Origin of the sequence: Pseudomonas sp. M47T1 (assembly GCF_000263855.1) — a bacterium.
Classification (GTDB): Bacteria; Pseudomonadota; Gammaproteobacteria; order Pseudomonadales; family Pseudomonadaceae; genus Aquipseudomonas.
The window spans coordinates 40407-60603 of sequence record NZ_AJWX01000036.1 but is presented as its reverse complement, the minus strand read 5'-3'; the positions used below and the strand labels follow the sequence as shown (position 1 = coordinate 60603).

The window sequence follows — 20197 nt, the reverse complement described above, 5'->3', positions numbered from 1 at the left end:
TACGACTTCTCTCCTTCTGTAGGAGCTGCCGCCAGGCTGCGAAAAGGTCCGCAGGACCTTCAGTGGTGTCATGCCTATCGCCGGCCCGCTGCGCACGGGTCCGCAGCCTGCGGCAGCTACGGCCTGGCGGCAGCCCCTACGTGCTCCAGAATTCCCATAACAGCGGCGCAAGCCGCGTCACAGGCGCCGCGGAAAAAGGGGAGATCGAATGATCTCCCCTTTTTTCTTATGCCACCAACCAATGCCGGGCAATATTCTCCAGGTCCGGCGTATGCCACTGGCGCACATCCTTGTGCACGCTGCGCAACGCCTGCGCCGCTTCTTCATCCGGTACCACGATGCGGTCCACCAGCGCCGCAATGGCCTGCAACTGCGGGGTGATGGCTGCTACGTAGCCGTGCAGGTCCAGGCCCTGGTCCAGGGCCTGGGCGATGCTGTGGCTCAGGTCCACCACCCGCAAGGCCGGTACCACGCTCTGTTCGGCCAGTTGCTCAGGCCGCACCGAGTCGGTCAGGGACAACGAATAGACAATGCTGTCCGGGGCAAAGCGCTGCAGTTCCAGGGCGCCGAGCAACGGCTGGCACACCACGCCTTCCAGGCGCTTATGCTCCAGCAGGGCTTTGAACACCTGGGCGCTGACCTGGCTGTCGTCGCTGGTGCCGACGGTCTGGCACAGTACACGGGGCAACAGGGCCTGACCGATGCGTCGCCATTCGCGGCTGAAACGGTAGTCGGGGCGGAAGCCGCCGCCGTCCAGGCGCAGGTTCTGGTTGTACGCCGGGTCGTCGGCCAGCAACGGTAACCAGCGCTGTTGCAGAGTGCGACGCTCCAGTTGCGCGGCCTCGTTGGCGGCAGCGGATGGCAAGGGCTGCACGGTGTCCAGCAAAGTCACCTGGGCAAACGGCGTCCACACCACCAGGCAGCCGGCCTGGGTAGCGCGCAGGCACAGGTCCAGGGTGGCGGCGGCCAGCCCCAGGCCTTGGCCATCCAGGCCATCGAGCTGGTTGAACAGCTCGCGGCGCACCATCAGGCAGTCACCGCTCACGGCGCTGTAGTTCTGGTCTACGCGCAAGCGGTCCAGGTAGCCGCGGGCATCGCTGGGCTGGTTGGCGAACGCTGGACCGGCGATATCATCCAGGCCCAGCACCACGCCGGCGCTCAGGCAATTGCCGCGAGCGTCCACCAGCTTGGGCCCGACCACCGCCACTTCACCGCGCACGGCGTGGTTGATCAGGTTGTCCAGCCACTGCGGCTGTTCAATCAGCGCATGGCCGGCCAGCAGCACCAGGTAGTCGTTGCTCAGGGCCGCGGCAGTGGCGTTGACGGCGGCCACGTCGCTGCCCTGGTGGGCCTGCGACGCCACCCATACCCGCGAGTCGTATTCGCGGCCCAGGGATGACAGCCAGGCGCGCGTGCTGGCCGTGGTGCCCGGTACGTCGACCATCACCACATCGAAATCCGGATTGGCAGTGACTTCCAGCACGCTGGCCAAGCAGCGTTGCAGCAATGCCAGTGGCTGGTTGGCGAGGATCATCAACGTGGTGCGCGGGCGATGGGGCAGGTTGTAGAGAATGCGGTAGTGGCCATCGGCAAGGGCAGCCACCCGCGCCAAGTCATATCCGCGCGCCTGCAAGTGACGGTGCAACAGCGCCTCCACCTGCGGGTCGGCCGCGCACGACGGCGCATCGGCCACCAGCAACGGTTCGTTGACGTGGCCCAGGCCCGCCAGGCCTTCGGCTTCCACCAGGCGCAGGATCATCGCCAATTCGCTGGCGCTGCCGCAGTCGCTGTCAAAGCCGCCCATGGCCTGGATGCAGGCCTTGTTCCACAGCCAGTGACGGCTCATGTGCGCGGGCGCGCTCAGCAGGTAATCCAGGTTGAACCCGGGGCGGTAGGCGCTGGTCATGTCGCCGGCACTGTCGCGGTAGAACTCGTCGCCGTAAATGGCTCGGCAGCCCGGTGCGGCCAGCAGCTCCAGGGCCATGGTCTGCAGGCCGGCGGGCAGGAAGCGCACGCCAGCGTCCACGCGCATGAACCAGGCGCAGGCAAACCCGTCGAGCTGGGCGTTGAGGGTCTGCTCCAGCTGCCCGGGCGCGTAGGTCACGAACTGCAGGTCGGCGTTGGAATGCTGCGGGTCGAGGGTCAGCGGGGTCAGCACCAGCACGCCCAGGTTGGCGTAGTGGGCGGTGTCGCTGTCCAGGCTTTGCAGGGTCTGGATGACCGGCTCCAGGTTGCCTTCGCGGTCGACTATGACAATGCCCAGGCGGCCGTCCTGTGGGTGGCCCTCCAGGTACTGGTCAATCAGCTCGCTGTGGCTCTGGATCGGCGCGCGGCCAGCCAGCCAGCCATCCACCGAGCCGGTGTCGCGGGCATTCGCAATGGCGGCGCGGGCCTGGGTGAGGCTGACGAAGGTGTCCAGTTGCTGCCAGAACTGGTCTTCGACACCCAGTTGATACGCGCGCATGGCCGGCAGTTCGGCGCGGGCCTTGTCCAGGCTGGCGTCACTGTCATCGAAGGCAAAGCCGCCGCCCAGGTCGTCGCTGGTCTTTTGCGTGGCCGCCAGGTATTCGTGGCCGGGGGCGCTCAGGGCCACTACCGGGCAGCCGCTGAGCAGGGCCTTGGTGCACGTGGAACCGGCTTCGTAGGTGTACAAGGCCTTGGCGCCCTTGAAGGCGTGGGCCAGCTGCACCAGCGTCAGCGGGTTGTCCATGGACAGCAGCTGGATATCGTCCGGCAGCTCGGCGTAGTTCACCGCTTCTGCGGGCAGGCGGTGCAGGTACAGGTAGTTGCTGGTGCGCACGCGGCTGTCGTCGGGGGCGAACAGGCTCATGTCGGTGGACGGCAACGTCAGCACATTGACCGGCTCGTCGCTGGGGCGAAACTCGGGGCGGAAATAGAAAAACAGGTCGTCGGGGCCGGCATTGACCGCGCCCTGGCCCAGCGCGTCTTCGCGGTTGAGCATGTAGCGCACGCACACCGGCGCATTGAGGATGTTGCCCGGGTAAACCTCGGGGTACACGGCAATGGCGGTACGGCCCTGGCGAATGTGCTCGTGGCGCACATCCTCGGTGAGGATCGGTGTCTTCAGGTTCGGGTTGGTCACCGTGCAGCCGGTCACCCAGGCGTCATGGCCCTGCAGGTTGAGGGCGTGGCACAAGTAGTGCAGCACCTGGATGCCCGCAGACGTGTCGCGGTAGTCGGGTGCGGTGATGTAGTACGGGAACCCGGGTTTGCGATGAAGCCGACCGGCCATGAGTTGTCCACCCTGTAAGAAGTTGTCTGGGATCAAGCCAGTTGTCTGATGCGTTCCACCACGCGCTGGCAGTTACCAGCGTCGGTGTGGGCGAAAAACAGTGTGCGGGCCATGCGGTAGCGGTCGCTGTGCACTTGTGCAGGTGCGCTCAGCTCCTGGTCCAGGGCTTGCACCAGCGCGCCCGGGGTGGCCACCACGGGGCCGGGGAACACCAGGTCCAGGTCATAGAGCACGCCGTCCTGCTGTTGCTGGTAGTGCTCAAGGTCATAGGCAAAGCTGAACACCGGCTTGTTTACGTACAGGGCGTCGATGTACACGCTGGAGTAGTCGGTCACCACCAGGTCGGCACCGCGCAGCACGCAAGCGATGTCGGGAAACTGCTGGTGGTCGAGCTCGACGATGTGCTGGCCATCGATCAACTGCTCGATGTTGAACACCTCGTTGGAATTCTTGAAGTAGTGCAGGCGGATGCCCAGGATCGCGTTGTGGCGCACCAGCAGTTCGCGGATAGCCTGGGCGTCCTGCTCGCTGAACTGGTAGTAGCCGGCGCCAGCCACGGTCACTTGGCGGTAGGTGGGCGCGTAGACGATCAGGGTCTTGTCGCCCTTGATCCGTTCCACGCGGGCCAGGCCATCGCGCAGGTAGCCGGGCAGTGCCTGGCGCGGCATCACCAGGAAGTCGCTGCGCGGCAGGCCGGTGACCCACACGCGGTCGTAAGTGATGGGGTGGAACATGGTGGCCATGGCGTGGCTGTCGATGGCCGACGAGGTGATCAGGCCGGCGTAGTGCGAACGCTCGATGCGCCGGAAGGCCACGCGGTCGGTGTGCTTGCGCACTTCGTCGTTGGCCAGGGCCAGCAGCTTCTTCAGCGGAATGCCGTGCCACAGATTGATGATGGTGCGCGGCTTGAGCGCCGGGCGAACCACGCTGAAGCGCTTGGGCGGCCAGCGCATGGATAGGTCCATGGACACCGAGTGGGTCACCAGCAGCACTTTGCAGCGCCACAGGGCAAACAGCCCGGCCAGGCTCTGCAGGTCGAGCACGCGGGTATTCACGGCGCCTTCCAGGGTGAAGGTCACCGGCACGCCGCGAGTGAACACGATCTTTTCCAGGCTGGGGTCGGCCTTGACCGACTCGAACACCGCCCGGGCGTTTTCAACGAACTGATCGGACTTCAGGTGATGGACGCAGAACGCCCAGCGCTGCGGGTTCTTGCTCACACAGCGGTCAATCAGGCGCCACAGCGGAAGTACCACCAGGTCCGCAACCAGTTTACGCATTCAACGCTCCATAGCCCGGTGTTGCTTGTGTGTTTATCGAGATTGCAGTTGGTCGACCACGCGCTGCAACTGGTCCACGGCGCGCTGCAGTTCGAGCATCTGGTCGGCGTGCAGGGCCTGGGCCAGGCGGCGGATTTCGGTGGACGAAATATCACGAGTGCGCGGCAGGTAGACCACCTGGCAAATGTCGCTGAGGTCGTCGAACTTGCCGGCCCAGTCATCGCCGATGGCAAAAATGTGTGCGCCTTCGCGCAGGATGTCGCCGCGTTTCTGGTCCCAGTGGGTTTCCGGGATCACGTGGTCCACGTAGCGCACCGATTTCAGTATCTCGACGCGCTGGGCATAGGGGGCGATGGATTTCTTGCCCTTCTGATGGTTGAACTCGTCGGTGGAACAGCCCACCACCAGGCGGTCGCCCAGGCCCTTGAGGCGGCGCAGCAAATGCACGTGGCCCACGTGGAACAGGTCGAAGGTGCCGTAGGTGATTACCGTGGTCATGGCGCCGTCCTCACTGGTCTGGGCTGGTCAGCAGCATTTCGATCATGCTGCAGTCGAACGTGTGGATGCCGCAGCTGCGCGACACGTCCAGGCGCTCGGCATAGCTGTCGTCCACCAGAATGGCGTCGGGTTCACGAATGAACGCCGACTTGGGCTGGCCGTCGGTGATGTGGATCACCTCGTCGAACAGGCCGGCCAGGCGATAACGCGCCAGGGTGGCCGGCAGGTCGTGACGGTGGCGGGTAATCAGCTTCACCTTGCGGCCCAGGTTCAGGGCGCGGTACACCAGGCTCACCACCTGGGTGTTGACCTGCTCGCGGAAAATCAGCGTGTCGTCCAGGTCCACGTACAGGGTGGAGTACTGCACGTCATGGCGGTAGCGGTTGCCCAGGGCACGGTCTACTTCCACGCAGCCTTCGTAGGCGAGGATGCCCAGCGGTGCGCGTTCCTGTTCGTAGATGCTCAGCAACGGGAAATTGACCCCGCGCACGCGGTTGGTGGACATGCTGCCGGCGATGCGCGGCGCCACTTCCAGCAGGGTCAGGGCGCCGTCGACCGCGCGCTTGACCTGGAAGAACCAGGCGCCGCGCATGTTCAGTTCATCGCTGATGCGCGCGGCCATGGCCTGGGCCTGGGGCAGCTCTTCGGTGACGCTGTTGACGGCGATGCCGTTACGAATGCGCAGGCGGCGACGGGCCGAGGCGTACAGCAGGCCGCGCTCGCGGTCCGAGAAGCAGTCAACGGTGAATTCTTCGCCGGGCAGGTACTGGCAAATCAGCGGGTCGGGCAGTGCGGCGCAGGCCCGTTGCAGGGCCGCAGCGTCATCGCAGCGGGCAATGCCCTGGCTGCCCTGGCCACGGTCGGGCTTGACGAATACCGGGAAGCTGGCCACGTCTTCGGCGCGCTGGAACACCTGCGGTACTTGCACGGTGTTGCGCAGGCGCGCATAGGTGCTGGATTTGCGCCGGGTCAGTTTGCACACCTGGGGGCTGGCACCGACGATGACGGCCGGCAGTTGGTCGGCCACCTCATGCAGGGCAATGATGGCGTCGTCGTAGGCCGGGAAGATGTAATCGATCTTCAACTGCTTGCACAGCTTCACCAGCTGCGGCAGCCAGTCGGCTTCGTAGATGCTCGGCAAGGCGTGGTAGTCTGGGTAGACCAGCTGCGCCGGGTTACTGATAGGTTGCCCGGCACCGTGCAGTTGCACTTCCTTGCAGTATTGCAAGGCGTGGAAAATTTCCAGGCCGATTTCGGTACCGGCCGGAAACACCAGGACCTGACGAACGTTCATCGCGGCACTCCCGTTGGCTGTGCGTGATGGCGCAACAAGTGGCAAATGGTGCTCACCACTTCTTGTGCCAGATCAGGATATATCGGCAGGCACAGCACTTGACGTGAGGTTTTTTCTGCAACGGGCAGCAATTCGCCGGCCGCTGACGGCAGGCCGCGGTACATGGGGAATTCGCTGATCAGCGGGTAGAAGTAGCGACGGGCCAGAATGTCGTGCTCGCGCATCAGGTCGTAGACCTGGTCACGGCTGAGCGGGTAGCTGGCCTCGATGAAAATCGGGAAGTACGAGTAGTTGGCGGTCAGGTCGCTGCTGCGGTGCATCAGGCGAATGCCTTGCACGCCTTCCAGGCCGTGGCGGTAGGCCTGATCGATCAGCTTGCGGCGGGCCAGCGCGTCATCGATATGGCGTAGCTGCAGCATGCCGAAGGCGGCGTTGATCTCGCTCATCTTGCCGTTGATGCCGGGCGCTACCACGGTGACTTCGTCAGCGAAGCCAAAGTTCTTCAGGTAGTCGATGCGTTTCTTGGTCTTGGCGTCCGGGCACACGATGGCGCCCCCTTCGAAGGTGTTGAACACCTTGGTGGCGTGGAAACTGAGAATCGACAGGTCGCCGTGGCGCAACACGCTGGTGCCGTTCTGCCGCACGCCGAAGCTGTGGGCGGCGTCGTAGATCACTTTCAGGCCGTAGTTGTCGGCGATGGTCTGGATGGCGTCCACGTCGCAGGGGGTGCCATAGCAATGCACGGGCAGGATCGCGCTGGTGGCCGGGGTAATGGCCTTCTCGATGCTGGCCGGGTCCAAGTTGCAGGTTACCGGGTCGATGTCGACGAACACCGGCTTCAGGTCATTCCACAGTAACGAGTGGGTGGTGGCCACGAACGAGTAGGGCGTGGTAATGACCTCGCCGGTGATGCGCAACGCCTGCAACGCGGTGACCAGCGCCAGGGTGCCGTTGGCGAACAGGCACAGGTGTTCCACGCCCAGGTACTCGGCCAAGGCCTGTTCCAGCTGTTGGTGGAAGGGGCCTGCGTTGGTCAGCCGACGCGTCTGCCAGATTTCTTCCAGGTACGGGATGAACTCCTCCAGGGGAGGCAAAAGCGGGCTGGTAACCGGAATGACTTTGGACATGATTGTGCGGGCGCTCCACGGAAGGTCCTGCGCGCGTGGGGAGCCGTCAATAAACGGGCACCAGGCGTCGACACCGGGGTACCAGCAATTTCTCTGCCAAATGATAGTGTTTGGTTGAACAATGCGATGTGATGTGTGTGGCAGCTGGCTTGCCAGCGAGCGTTTCGGCCGTTCAAAAGCTCGCTGGCAAGCCAGCTCCCACAGGGGGTGTATGTTCGCTGTCGAGACATGGCCTGCATTTTGCTCGGATCACCGAAACCGTGGCCTGGGTCAGAATTTTGTCCCTGCGCGCCACTCCGATCCAAGGAACCCTGTGCATGTTCAACGGCAAATCCCTCTTCATTACCGGCGGTACCGGTTCCTTCGGTCGCAATTTCATTCGTCGCCTGCTGGAGCAGTACCAGCCCAAGCGCGTGGTGGTGTTTTCCCGCGACGAGCTCAAGCAGTACGAAATGCAGCAGGTGTTCAATGCGCCCTGCATGCGCTACTTCCTGGGCGATGTGCGCGACGCAGAGCGCCTGCGCGTGGCCATGCGCGGCATTGACTACGTGATTCACGCCGCGGCGCTCAAGCAGGTGCCGGCGGCCGAATACAACCCCACCGAATGCATTCGCACCAACGTCAATGGCGCCGAGAACGTGATTGCCGCCGCCATCGACAATGGCGTGAAGAAGGTCATTGCCCTGTCCACCGACAAGGCCGCCAGCCCCATCAACCTGTACGGCGCCACCAAGCTGCTGTCGGACAAGCTGTTCGTGGCCGCCAACAACATTGCCGGCGAACAGCAGACCCGCTTCGCCGTGGTCCGCTACGGCAACGTTGCCGGTTCCCGTGGCTCGGTGGTGCCGTTTTTCAGCAAGCTGATCAGCGAAAAGGCCCGCGAGCTTCCGATCACCGACCCGCGCATGACGCGCTTCTGGATCACCCTGGACCACGGCGTGCAGTTTGTCCTCGCAAGCTTTGCGCGCATGCACGGCGGTGAAGTGTTCGTGCCCAAGATCCCGTCCATTCGTATCGTCGACCTGGCCAGCGCCATGGCGCCCGAGCTGCCGCAGACCCTGGTGGGCATCCGCCCAGGCGAAAAACTGCACGAACTGATGGTGCCGCTGGACGACGCCCGCGCCACACTGGAATTCGACGACCACTACACCATCCAGCCGTCGATTCGCTTCAACCACACCCACGTCGATTTCGCCGTGGATGGCCTGGGCGAGCAGGGCAGGGCGGTGGGCGAGGACTTCGAGTACCGCTCCGACAGCAACCCGCAGTTCCTTGACGTGACGCAGATCGCCGCGCTGCACGCGGAGCTGCAGCCGTGATTCCCTACGGCCGCCAGAGTATCGACGCGGCCGACATCGACGCGGTGGTCGAAGTGCTGCAATCGGACTGGTTGACCCAGGGGCCGACCCTGGAACGCTTCGAGGCCGCCATGGCCCAGTATTGCCAGGCCGGCCATGGGGTGGCGGTGTGCAACGCCACGGCGGCCCTGCACATCGCCTGCCTGGCGGCGGGCCTGGGCGAAGACGACTGGCTGTGGACCTCGCCCAACACCTTCCTGGCGTCGGCCAATTGCGGCCGCTACTGCGGCGCCCAGGTCGACTTTGTCGACATCGACCCCCGCACCCTGAACCTGGACGCCGGCAAACTGGCGGACAAACTGGCCATGGCCGAACAGCAGGGGCGCTTGCCCAAGGTGGTAGTCGCAGTGGCCTTTGCCGGCCAGAGCTGCGACCTGCGAGCCATTGCCGAGCTGGCGCGGCGCTACGGCTTTTGCCTGATCGAAGACGCCGCCCATGCCGTGGGTGCCCGCTATGCCGGGCGGCCCGTAGGCTGCGGCGAGTTTGCGCAGATGACCGTGTTCAGCTTTCACCCGGTAAAAATCATCACCACCGGCGAAGGCGGCATGGTCCTGACCAACAGCCCGGGGCTGGCCGCGCGGCTCAAGCGCCTGCGTAGCCACGGCATGACCCGCGATGCAGTAGACATGGACGAGCCCAGCCACGGCCCCTGGTACTACCAGCAGGTGGAGTTGGGCTTCAATTACCGCATGACCGACCTGCAAGCCGCCCTGGGCCTGTCGCAGTTGAGCAAGCTGGACAGCTTTGTCGCCCGTCGCCGACAACTGGCGGCGCGGTACGACCAGTTGCTGGCCGACTTCGCGCTGAACCTGCCCAGCGCCCAGCCCGAGGCCGAGTCGGCCTGGCACCTGTACGTGGTGCGCCTGAACCTGCCGCGCATCGCCCTGGGCCACCGCGAGGTGTTCGAGGCCCTGCGCACGGCGGGCATCGGCGTGCAGCTGCACTACATCCCGGTGCACCTGCAACCCTATTACCGCGAGCAGGGCTTTGCCGTGGGCGACTTCCCCGAGGCCGAGCATTACTACGGCGAGGCCATCAGCCTGCCGTTGTTCGCGGCCATGACCGACGCCGAGCAGGACCAGGTAGTCGCCGCGCTGCGCCGGATTCTTTGCCCATGAGCACCGTGGCGATCATTCCGGCCCGTGGTGGCAGCCAGCGTATCCCGCGCAAGAACCTCAAGCTGTTCGACGGCCAGCCCATTATCGCCTGGTCCATCCGCACGGCCCTGGCCAGCGGCCTGTTCGATGAAGTGGTGGTGAGCACCGACGACGATGAAATCGCCGAGGTGGCCCGCGCCCACGGCGCCCAGGTGCCGTTTCGCCGGCCCGCGAACCTGGCCGATCATCACACCGGTACCACGGCCGTCATCCAGCACGCCTTGCAGGCCTTGGGCAGCGCCCACGACCTGGCCTGCTGCATCTACGCCACGGCGCCCCTGCTGCAAGCCTGGGACCTGCTGCAGGGGCTGATGGCCTTGCAGGCCGATGGCGACAAGTGCTTTGCCTTCTCGGTGTGCAGTTTCGCCTTCCCGGTGCAGCGCGCCTTGCGCTTGGACGGGCAGGGCGGCGTTGCGCCGCTGTACCCGGAGTTCGTGCCCATGCGCTCTCAGGACCTGGCCCCCGCCTGGCACGACGCCGGCCAGTTCTATTGGGGCCGGCGTGACGCCTGGTTGCAGGGGCTGCCCATGTTTGCCGGGCACAGCGTGCCGGTGGTGCTGCCGCGCCACCGGGTGCAAGACATCGATACGCCAGAAGACTGGCGTCGCGCCGAATACCTGTTTGCCGCCCTCAAGGCGGCTGGGGAGTTGACCTTGTGAAGGTGCTGATCCGTGCCGACGCGTCGCAGTCCATCGGCAGTGGCCATGTGGCCCGCTGCCTGACCCTGGCCCATTGCCTGCGCAAGCAGGGTGCCCAGGTGACCTTCGCCAGCCTGACCTTGCCCGGGCATCGCCTGGTCAACCTGGCGGCCCAGGGCATGGGCACCTTCGCCATGCGGCCGGGGCCGGGCAGCAATGACATTGAGGCATTATTGCCCTGGCAAGCCGATATCGATGCCCTGAAGGGCGCCGGCCGCTTCGACTGGGTGATTGTCGACCACTACGGCCTGGACGCGCGCTGGGAAACCGCCGCGCGCGCCATCGCTGCGCGGGTCATGGCCATCGACGACCTGGCCAACCGCGAGCACAGCGCCGACGTGCTGCTGGACCAGAACCTCACTGCCAGCGCCGAGGCCTACGCCGGTTTGCTGGCGCCGGGCTGCAAGACCTTTTTCGGCCCGCGTCACGCCCTGCTGGCCCCGGCCTTCGAGGCCCTGCGGGTGTCTATCCGCCCGCGCGTGCAGCGTGTACTGGTCAACTTCGGCGGCTTCGACCCTAACGGCCATACGCTCAAGGCCATGGCGGCATTGGACGGCGTGGCCGGACTGGAAGTGGATTTCATCGCCGGCCTGGGCAACCCCGACTGGGCGCATTTGCAGGCCTACGCAGCCACGCGCCCGAACTGGACGCTGCACGGTTTTGTCGAAGACTTCCCGGCGCTGATGGCCACCGCCGACCTGTTTGTCGGCGCCGGCGGCGGTACCACCTGGGAGCGCGCGGCCATGGGCCTGCCCACCTTGTGTGTGGCCGTGGCCCACAACCAGCAGGCCAATGCCGAGCTGATGGCGCTGGCCGGTGCCCACGTTTACGTGGGCGAGGCCGCCGAACTGAGCTCTCAGGCCCTGCGCCAGGCCGTGATCGGCCTGCTCGACGACGCCGAGCGCCGCCAGGCCCTGGCCAACCAATCCCGTCAGTTGGTGGATGGCCTGGGGGCACTGCGCGTGGCCTGGGCCCTGTTCGCCGCCGCTCCGTCCCAAGGATAACCCTGATGCCCAGCTTCAAAATCGGCCACCGCGCCATCGGCCTCGACTCGCCGCCCTTTGTCATCGCCGAGATGAGTGGCAACCACAACCAGTCGCTGGAGCGTGCCCTGGCCATCGTCGACGCCGCCGCGGCCGCGGGTGCCCACGCGTTGAAACTGCAGACCTACACCGCCGACACCATGACCCTGGACATCGACCAGGGCGAATTTCGCATCAGCGACCCCGACAGCCTGTGGGCCGACACCTCGCTGTACGCGTTGTATGAACAGGCCCATACGCCGTGGGAATGGCACGGGCCGATCTTCGAGCGGGCGAAAAGCCATGGCATGCTGGGGTTTTCCTCGCCGTTCGACGAAACCGCCGTGGACTTCCTGGAAAGCCTGGACGTGCCGGCCTACAAGATCGCCAGTTTCGAAAACACTGACCTGCCGCTGATTCGCAAGGCCGCCTCCACTGGCAAGCCGCTGATCATTTCCACCGGCATGGCCACCGTGGCCGAGCTGGACGAAAGCGTGCGCGCCGCCCGTGCCGCCGGTTGCCGCGAGCTGATCCTGCTCAAGTGCACCAGCACCTACCCGGCGTCGCCGCTCAACACCCACCTGCGCACCATCGCCCACATGCGCGAGCTGTTTGGCTGCGAAGTGGGCTTGTCCGACCACACCATGGGCGTGGGCGCGGCCGTGGCGGCGGTGGCCCTGGGCGCCAGCGTGGTGGAAAAACACTTCACCCTGGACCGCAGCGCCGGCGGCGTGGACGCCAACTTCTCGCTGGAACCTGCGGAACTGGCCAGCCTGGTCACCGAGACCGAGCGCGCGTGGCAGGCCCTGGGCCATGTGCAATACGGCGCCACCACGGCCGAGCAGAAGTCGCTGGTGTACCGCCGCTCCCTGTACGTGGTGCGCGACGTGGCCGCTGGCGAGCCGCTGACCCGCGACAACGTGCGTGCCATTCGTCCGGGCCTGGGCCTGGCCCCACGGCACCTGGACACCGTGCTTGGCCGCGCCGCCCGGCGCCCTCTGGCACGCGGCATGGCGCTGGACTGGTCAATGATTGACTGAACAGTCGCTTAAGGCATGGCCAAAAAACACGAATTCATGTTGAATCAACGTGACCTATGAGTCATAACGCGCATCTTCACTGTAACCTGTTGTTGGGTGATGACGGCGCAGAGCCTCTGGTCGGCCATGGTGCATGGCCCCGGCATCGCCCGTTTTCGCCCCTTTGCGGGCGATATGAATCCCGGTTTTGTTGGCGCCCCTCGATCATGCGAGCGGTGATATTTAGCTCTTTATTATTGGGAAGCCATAATGATTGGCATAAAAAGCATAGCGAGTTACGTGCCTGCCGAAGGCCTTGATAACTACGCCCAGGGTGCCAAATTTGCCAAGGACGAAGAGTTCATCCTGGGCAAGATCGGCTCCGCTTTCCTGCCGCGCAAAGACGCTGGCCAGGAAACCTCCGACCTGTGCGTCGAGGCGGTCAACGCGCTGTTTGCGAATAACCCCGAGCTGAAACGCGAGTCCATCGACGCGCTGATCGTGGTCACCCAGAACGGTGACGAAGAGGGCCTGCCCCACACCGCGGCCATCGTCCAGGACAAGCTGGGCCTGCCGACCAACGTCGCGGCCTTCGACATTTCCCTGGGCTGTTCGGGCTACGTGTACGGCATCTACGCGATGAAGGGCTTCATGGAAGCTGCGGGCCTGAAAAACGGCCTGCTGGTCACCGCCGACCCGTATTCGAAAATCGTCGACCCTGAAGACCGCAACACCACCATGCTGTTTGGTGATGCCGCCACCGCCACCTGGATGGGTGAAGACGCGGTATGGCAACTGGGCAAGGCCAAGTTCGGCACCGACGGCTCGGGCGCACCGCACCTGAAGGTCACTGACGGCGTGTTCTTCATGAACGGCCGCCAGGTGTTCAACTTCGCCCTGCTGAAAGTGCCGGCGCACCTGCACGAACTGCTGGACGAGTCGGGCCTGAAGTCCGCCGACATCGACGCTTTCTGCATCCATCAGGGCAGCGCGGCCATCGTCGACGCCGTGGCACGGCGCTTCGAGGAAGAGCCGGAGAAGTTCATCAAGGACATGGTCGAGACCGGCAACACCGTCTCCTCCAGCGTGCCGTTGTTGCTGGAAAAACACGTGATGGACGCCAAGTGGAAACGCGTGGCCATCAGTGGTTTCGGCGTGGGCCTGTCGTGGGGCTCGGCGATTCTGTATCGCTGACACAGCCTGCACCCCCCCCGCCAGGCTGCGAAGGCGCGCGCAGCGGGCCTGTGATCGGCACCACACCGCCGAAGGTCCTGCGAACTTTTTCGCAGCCTATCGGCAGCTCCTGCGGATCTAGCTAAATAGCTTCACCAACCTGCCGATACTGTAGGTGTTCGCCTGGTGTACGTCGCACCAGGCCACCTTGCAGGAAGTTGCCGTGAATACCGAACACCCCCAGCCGACGGATGCCACAGCCGCCCATGTAGTGGTTTTCGAGTCTCCCGTGGTTTCCCGCGACTGTGCCGATGCCCTGCGTACCCTCGGGTTCCGTGTCACCTGCTTGCCCGTGACCGAAGACAATGTCATGGCGCTGATGACCCGTCAGCCGGACTATGTGCTGACCATCAATTTCAACCGCTACATTTGCGAAGTCTGCGAGCTGCTGAAGGTCTGTTACCTGGCTTGGGTCATCGACACCCCGTGCTACCCGATCTACGACGGCGCCATCAACAATCCGCACAGTTTCACCTTCCTTTACGACGCTGCCATTGCGCTGCGGCTGAGGGGGCGGGGCGTTGGGCAGGTGTATCACTTGCCCGTTGCCGCCAACGTCGAGCGCATCGCCCAGATTGCTCCAAGCGGCGAGGACGCCGGGTTGGCGTGTGACGTGAGCTTCGTGGCCAATCTCACCGCCACCGAATACGGGACACTCATCCAGCCCAAGCTGTCGGTAAGCACCCGGGCGCGCTGCACTGCACTGATCGATTCGCTGGCCAGGCCCACCGAGCTTTTCCAGCTGGACGAGCAGATCGATGAGGCGCTGATTGCCAAGGTTACCAGTGAGTCGGGCTACCCGCTGGCGGGCGAGCATTACTTGAGCAAGGCCGAGAAACTGGCCTATCTGCTGGGCCGCGAGCACTCCTGGCGGGAGCGCATCGAACTGGCTCGCCAACTGGAAGCGCGCTTTGCGCTGCGCGTGTACGGCAATGCCGAATGGCAGGGGCAGATTGGCTGCTACGCCGGGCATGCCGACCATTTCGAGCAGATGCCGAAAATATTCCAGCGCTCAAAAATCAACCTCAACCTGAGCCGTTCCTTCGTGGAATACGGGCTGCCCATGCGCGTGTTTGATGTGCTCAGCGGTGGGGGCTTCCTTGTCACCAACGACAAGCAGGACCTGCACAAGCTATTCACCAACGGTAAGGACCTGGTGATCTTCCGCGACACCCAGGACTTGCTGGAGATCTGCGCCTATTACCTCGACCACGAGCAAGAGCGCCAGGCGATCGCGGCGCAAGGGCTGTCTACATTGCGCGAACACCATACTTTCCTGCTACGCATGATCGACCTGTTCACCACGGTGCAGACCGTGCGCGCCGGGCAGCCCGCATCGTTGAGCCGTTGGTACCCCTGACACCTGCTGCAAATCCTTCTGATACGCTTACTGGCTGTGCACACGAGGCCCGCAAGACCATGACCGACATTCCCCAGCGCAATGCGCACCTTTTGCAGACGCGCTGGCCGTTGCTGTTCGACCGCCTGCAACTGGAGAACCCCGAGTCAGTACCGGCGCAACTGGTCGAAGGCCTGGGCTCCACGCTGAGCATCAGTGGTGTGCAACTGACCAGCCGCCATGACCGCAGCGCCGAAGCGCAGTTGCAGGCTGCTACCCTGCCAGCCGATGCGCAGCACGTGCACGTGTACGGCACAGGGCTGGGCGACTTGCAGATGCAGTTGCTGCAACGGCCCGCCTTGCAGCGCCTGACCGTGCATATTCTCAACAGCGCGGTGTTTGCCCTGGTGGTGCAGATCCTCGACCAGAGCGACTGGCTCAAGGACCCGCGGGTTGAACTGGTCATGGCTGGCGACCACGCGGAGATCTGCCTGCCGTTTTTCGCCTTGCCTGCCGAACTGGTGCTGGCGGATGACTACAACGCCAGGATTCGCGACCGCCTTATCAGCGAAGTGCACCTGGCCTTCAACAACCGCGAGTTCACCGCGCAAGACCCCGAGATTGCCCAGCGCCTTGAACAGGCTGTGCCGTTGTTGCAGCGCGATCCCGACGTGGCGCAGCTGTTCGGCAGCCAGCCGGGGCGGGACTGCTTCGTCATTGCCACCGGGCCGAGCCTGGAACAGCATTTCGCCGGCCTCAAGCGCGTGCGCGAACAGGCCGTGCGGCCATTTTTCATCTGCGTGGACACCGCCTACCGGCCGCTATTGGCCCATGGCATCGTCCCCGACCTGGTGGTGAGCATTGACCAGCGCATCAGCGAGCGACACCTGCCGGCCGCAGGCTCCGAGCAGGTTGGCCTGGTGTACCTGCCCTTGCTGGCGCGCACGCTGCTGGAAAGCTGGCGAGGGCCGCGCCACGTGGGCTATTGCGCCAGCCCGGTGTATGCGCAGCTGCGCGAACAACTGCCCAAGGCCAGCCTGTACGTGGGTGGCAGCGTCATCCACCCGGCGGTGGATTTGGCGGTGAAAATGGGGGCAGGGCGCGTGACCCTGTTCGGCGCCGATTTCGCCTTCCCAGGCGACAAAACCCACGCTGGTTGGAACGACGGCGACCTGGGCCCGCAACTGCAGGCGGCCAAACACTGGGTGCTCGACGGCCACGGCCAGCGTGTGCGCACCCAGCTCAACTTTCGCAGTTACCTGGTGGAGCTTGAGCGCTTTATCGCCGGCCACCCGCAGGTGCCGTTCTTCAATACAAGCCGTGCCGGGGCAATGATTGCCGGCACGCGATTCGATCCGGAGTGGTGCCAATGAGCGGTTTCGCGCAATACCGGGAACCGGCCGTGGCCTGCGCTCATCTGTTCCGCCTGGGGCGTGATGTAGAGGCGGCGCTGGTGATGGTCGAGCTGTTCGGTGGCCTGATGCCGCTGTTTGATCGCACGCCTGCGGCCCTGCAACAGCAGTGGGGCGCGGTGCTCGGCCAGGTCCTGGCGTGTCAGGAAGGCCAGGATTGGTTGGGGGTGGCGGATTACCTTGAGTATGAGTTGCTGGAGCTGATGCGGCAGGGTGGGGAGTCCTGAGCGCAAAGCGCCGAAAAATGTGATGTGTGTCACAAGCGATACGTGGGCGGGTGCCGGTAAAGGCGTCGTCAGGTGGCCTGCAAGGCCCGGTTTACAAGGGGTGGCGTACTGATGGCGTTTTTTTTCGAAAAAAGCCCTCAAGCAACTTCCCATCACGACGATAACTATTACGAAGGTTCTCTAGGCCACACCCGGCGGTTGCCAGGGCCGGAAGCCGCTGCACCCACCCATCGAGGAATTTCGTCATGGCTTTGACTGTAAACACTAACATCGCTTCGCTGACCGTTCAGAACAACCTGAACAACGCCGCCAGCTCCCTGTCCACCGCTATGACTCGCCTGTCTTCCGGCCTGAAAATCAACAGCGCCAAAGACGACGCCGCTGGCCTGCAAATCGCCAGCCGTCTGACCACTCAGATCAACGGCCTGACCATGGCGACCAAAAACGCCAACGACGGTATCTCGATCGCTCAGACCGCTGAAGGCGCTCTGCAAGAGTCGACCAACATTCTGCAACGTATGCGTGAACTGGCCGTCCAGTCGCGAAACGACTCCAACAGCACCGCTGACCGTACCTCGCTGAACGCCGAATACTCGCAGATGAGCCAGGAACTGACTCGTATCTCGACGTCGACCACTTTCGGCACCGGCATGAAACTGCTGGACGGTTCGGCTTCGACCCTGGAATTCCAGGTTGGCGCGATGACTGGTTCCGACCAGCACATCACCCTGTCCCTGACCGGCAACTTCTCGGCCAGCGGCCTGGGTCTGTCGTCGACTTCGATCTCGGGTACCAGCAACGACGTGGCTCACAGCGCGATCGACGCCTCGATCTCCGCTATCGACGCCGCCCTGTCCACCATCAACAGCGCTCGTGCTGACCTGGGTGCCAAGCAAAACCGTTTCGCCAGCACCATCTCCAACCTGAACAACATCGTTTCGAACGCCACCGCTTCGCGTTCGACCATTCAGGATGCTGACTTCGCTGCTGAAACTGCTGAACTGACCAAGCAACAAACTCTGCAGTCGGCTTCCACCGCGATCCTGTCGCAAGCCAACCAACTGCCATCCGCTGTACTGAAACTGCTTCAGTAATAGCAACGGCTAGTTGAACGGAAGGGTGCTCACGAGTGCCCTTTCGTTTTTTCACATTTTCGAGGTGACGGACATGGACATGAGCGTCAAGTTGAACGCGTCTTACCCCCAGGTTGCGACGCAGACGGCGGCCAGCAGCGCAGCCGCGCCAGCCACCGCAGCGGCGACCACCGCCACCGCGACCGATGGCAAGACCAGCAGCACCAGCACCGACGCCGGCAAAAAGCCGGAGCGGGCAGAATTGGACAAAGCAGTGAAGGACATGCAGGCTTTCGTTGACGCCAATCAGCGCAACCTACAGTTCTCCATTGACGATACAACCCACCAAGTGGTGGTCAAGGTCATCGCCACCGAAACGGGTGAAGTGGTTCGGCAGATTCCTTCCGAAACCGCCTTGAAATTGGCGCAAAGTCTCAAGGACGGCAACAGTATGCTGTTCGACACGCAAGTCTGAGCCGTTGGCACGAGATTTGTTTGAATTTGTAGAAATCAGCTTACGATAGGCGTTTTGTCAAAAAGCCGACAGCCGCCGGAACGGGAGTTCAACCAATGACCACTACTTCCAGCACCACGAGCACGACCTCAGTCAGCAGTTCGGGTGGCATCACCGTCAGCGGCGTCGGTTCGGGTATTGACACTGCCTCCATCGTCGAGGCCCTGGTAAACGCTCAAAAGGCGCCGAAGCAAGACCAGATCACTGCGCAGCTTTCGACTACCGCTGCATTGAGCTCTGCGGTCAGTACCGTCAGTACTGCGTTGACAACCTTTACCACTGCGATGGCGGCACTGAACGACACCAACTCGTTCATCGGCCTGGCGGCGACCTCCTCGAATACGTCGGTGGCGACCGCAACCTCCAGCAACACTGCGGCGGCCGGTACCTATGACCTGACCGTGACCCAGTTGGCGACCGGTTCTAAGGTTACCACTGCGGCGGTCAGTGGCGGCGCGACCACGGTGATGAACACCGCGGCCACCACGCTGACCATCGCCCAGGCCAACGGTACCTCCTACAGTGTCTCGCTGGCGGCCAACACCACCTTGTCCGGCGTGCGCGATGCGATCAACACGCAGCTGCAATCCAACGGCGTCACCGCCAACCTGGTGACCGACTCCACCGGTGCTTCGCGCCTGGTGCTGTCGTCCACCAACACGGGTGCCAACACGGGTCTGTCCGTGAGTGGTATCGATGCGCTGGCGGTAGACGGTACCGTGGCGGGCTCCAGCAGCGGTGCCGGTTACCTGGGCAACCTGCCTCAGGACGCGATCTATTCGATCGATGGCCTGGATGATATGAAGAGCTCCAGCAATACCCTGACCGGGGCGATCAGCGGCGTGACCATCACCCTGGCCGGTGGTGGTACCACGGCCAGTGACGGTACTGTCACGCCTGCCACCAGCACTATCACCGTTGGTTCCAGCACCGACGACATGAAGACGTCCGTCACCTCGTTCGTCAGCGCCTACAACGCCCTGATGCTGGCCGTGACTGCGCAAACCGCAGTAACCGCCACTGGCGCAACCGACAGTACCAGCACCTCGGCCACTACCACTGCCGGCGCGCTGACCGGTGACTCGGGTATTCGCTCGTTGCTGGCTTCGATCCAGGGGCAGTTGACCAAGACCAGTACCACTAGCGGCAGCTTGAGCGTTCTTTCGCAGTTGGGTATCACCACGCAGGAAGATGGCACCCTGCTGATGGATAGCACCAAGTGGGATACCGCCATGACCACTAACGCTGGCAACGTTGCCGGTCTGTTCGTGGGTACTGATGGGTTGCTGAGCCGCCTGACGTCGGTGATCACGCCGTACACTGAAACTGGCGGCATCCTGGCAACCCGGATCAAGGCTTATGCGGCCACCACCACAGACTTGAACGACCAGCAAACGGACCTGAACACCCGCATGGATGCTCTGACCACCACGCTGACGGCCAAGTACACCCAGATGGACACCCTGGTGGCCCAGCTGAACGCCACCAGCACTAGCGTCATGACCACCCTGAACGCCTTGAACACCAAGTCGTCGAGCTGATCACGCCATGCTGCACCGGGCCCGGAACCGCCGTCACAGGCGATCCGGGCCTTGTCGTTTCAGCCCGCCGCCACGGCGCCCTAAAGTTTTTTGCAGGCCAGTCGACACAATGGTCATGCAACACACATCACTGTTGACGTGTAACGAGGAAG

Annotated in this window: 17 protein-coding genes; 12 read left to right on the top strand and 5 right to left on the bottom strand. The window is 63.7% G+C overall.

Annotated features, from left to right (window positions below; genetic code table 11):
• Nucleotides 1-226 precede the first annotated feature (226 nt).
• The 5 genes from PMM47T1_RS26470 to vioA are packed head-to-tail and all read right to left on the bottom strand — an operon-like array spanning nucleotide 227 to nucleotide 7452.
• Nucleotides 227-3253 carry a glycosyltransferase family 2 protein gene (locus PMM47T1_RS26470; RefSeq protein WP_008374940.1) on the bottom strand — a complete coding sequence of 1009 codons (3027 nt, stop codon included), beginning with the start codon at nucleotides 3251-3253 and terminating at the stop codon, nucleotides 227-229.
• A 32-nt stretch (nucleotides 3254-3285) separates the two neighbouring features.
• Nucleotides 3286-4533, bottom strand: a complete 1248-nt coding sequence (locus PMM47T1_RS26465) for a CDP-glycerol glycerophosphotransferase family protein (protein ID WP_008374939.1) — start codon at nucleotides 4531-4533, stop codon at nucleotides 3286-3288.
• Between the two features lie 33 nt (nucleotides 4534-4566).
• Nucleotides 4567-5031: an adenylyltransferase/cytidyltransferase family protein gene (locus PMM47T1_RS26460; RefSeq protein ID WP_008374936.1), complete on the bottom strand. Its 465-nt coding sequence runs from the start codon at nucleotides 5029-5031 to the stop codon at nucleotides 4567-4569.
• A gap of 10 nt (nucleotides 5032-5041) precedes the next feature.
• Entirely contained in the window at nucleotides 5042-6325 is a 1284-nt protein-coding gene (locus PMM47T1_RS26455; RefSeq protein ID WP_008374934.1) for an ATP-grasp domain-containing protein, read from the bottom strand.
• Nucleotides 6322-7452, bottom strand: coding sequence for a dTDP-4-amino-4,6-dideoxy-D-glucose aminotransferase VioA (vioA, locus tag PMM47T1_RS26450; RefSeq protein WP_008374931.1), 1131 nt, complete (start codon nucleotides 7450-7452; stop codon nucleotides 6322-6324). Before vioA ends, PMM47T1_RS26455 begins: the two co-directional genes overlap by 4 nt.
• Before the next feature lie 317 nt (nucleotides 7453-7769).
• Between vioA and pseB the strand changes: the two genes are divergently transcribed.
• The 12 genes from pseB to fliD all read left to right on the top strand — a co-directional run bounded on the left by pseB (nucleotide 7770) and on the right by fliD (nucleotide 20045).
• A complete protein-coding gene (gene pseB, locus PMM47T1_RS26445; RefSeq protein WP_008374929.1) occupies nucleotides 7770-8771 on the top strand; it encodes a UDP-N-acetylglucosamine 4,6-dehydratase (inverting) in 1002 nt (333 codons plus the stop codon).
• Entirely contained in the window at nucleotides 8768-9928 is a 1161-nt protein-coding gene (pseC, locus tag PMM47T1_RS26440) for a UDP-4-amino-4,6-dideoxy-N-acetyl-beta-L-altrosamine transaminase (protein ID WP_008374926.1), read from the top strand. The genes pseB and pseC overlap by 4 nt, the downstream gene beginning before the upstream one ends.
• Nucleotides 9925-10626, top strand: coding sequence for a pseudaminic acid cytidylyltransferase (pseF, locus tag PMM47T1_RS26435; protein WP_008374923.1), 702 nt, complete (start codon nucleotides 9925-9927; stop codon nucleotides 10624-10626). The genes pseC and pseF overlap by 4 nt, the downstream gene beginning before the upstream one ends.
• Nucleotides 10623-11669: a UDP-2,4-diacetamido-2,4,6-trideoxy-beta-L-altropyranose hydrolase gene (gene pseG, locus PMM47T1_RS26430; RefSeq protein WP_008374921.1), complete on the top strand. Its 1047-nt coding sequence runs from the start codon at nucleotides 10623-10625 to the stop codon at nucleotides 11667-11669. The genes pseF and pseG overlap by 4 nt, the downstream gene beginning before the upstream one ends.
• A 5-nt stretch (nucleotides 11670-11674) precedes the next feature.
• Nucleotides 11675-12727, top strand: a complete 1053-nt coding sequence (gene pseI, locus PMM47T1_RS26425; protein WP_008374919.1) for a pseudaminic acid synthase — start codon at nucleotides 11675-11677, stop codon at nucleotides 12725-12727.
• Nucleotides 12728-12976: 249 nt separating this feature from the next.
• Entirely contained in the window at nucleotides 12977-13900 is a 924-nt protein-coding gene (locus PMM47T1_RS26420) for a ketoacyl-ACP synthase III (protein ID WP_008374917.1), read from the top strand.
• A 202-nt stretch (nucleotides 13901-14102) separates the two neighbouring features.
• Entirely contained in the window at nucleotides 14103-15299 is a 1197-nt protein-coding gene (locus tag PMM47T1_RS26415) for a CgeB family protein (RefSeq protein WP_050990464.1), read from the top strand.
• 59 nt (nucleotides 15300-15358) lie between these two features.
• Nucleotides 15359-16651 carry a motility associated factor glycosyltransferase family protein gene (locus PMM47T1_RS26410; RefSeq protein WP_008374913.1) on the top strand — a complete coding sequence of 431 codons (1293 nt, stop codon included), beginning with the start codon at nucleotides 15359-15361 and terminating at the stop codon, nucleotides 16649-16651.
• Nucleotides 16648-16917 carry a hypothetical protein gene (locus PMM47T1_RS26405; protein WP_008374911.1) on the top strand — a complete coding sequence of 90 codons (270 nt, stop codon included), beginning with the start codon at nucleotides 16648-16650 and terminating at the stop codon, nucleotides 16915-16917. Before PMM47T1_RS26410 ends, PMM47T1_RS26405 begins: the two co-directional genes overlap by 4 nt.
• A gap of 245 nt (nucleotides 16918-17162) precedes the next feature.
• The gene (locus PMM47T1_RS26400; protein ID WP_008374909.1) at nucleotides 17163-18011 is read left to right on the top strand and encodes a flagellin domain-containing protein; all 849 of its coding nucleotides are present in this window, start codon (nucleotides 17163-17165) and stop codon (nucleotides 18009-18011) included.
• Between the two features lie 73 nt (nucleotides 18012-18084).
• Nucleotides 18085-18465, top strand: coding sequence for a flagellar protein FlaG (locus tag PMM47T1_RS26395; protein WP_008374907.1), 381 nt, complete (start codon nucleotides 18085-18087; stop codon nucleotides 18463-18465).
• Between the two features lie 95 nt (nucleotides 18466-18560).
• Nucleotides 18561-20045, top strand: coding sequence for a flagellar filament capping protein FliD (fliD, locus tag PMM47T1_RS26390; RefSeq protein WP_008374905.1), 1485 nt, complete (start codon nucleotides 18561-18563; stop codon nucleotides 20043-20045).
• Nucleotides 20046-20197: the final 152 nt, after the last annotated feature.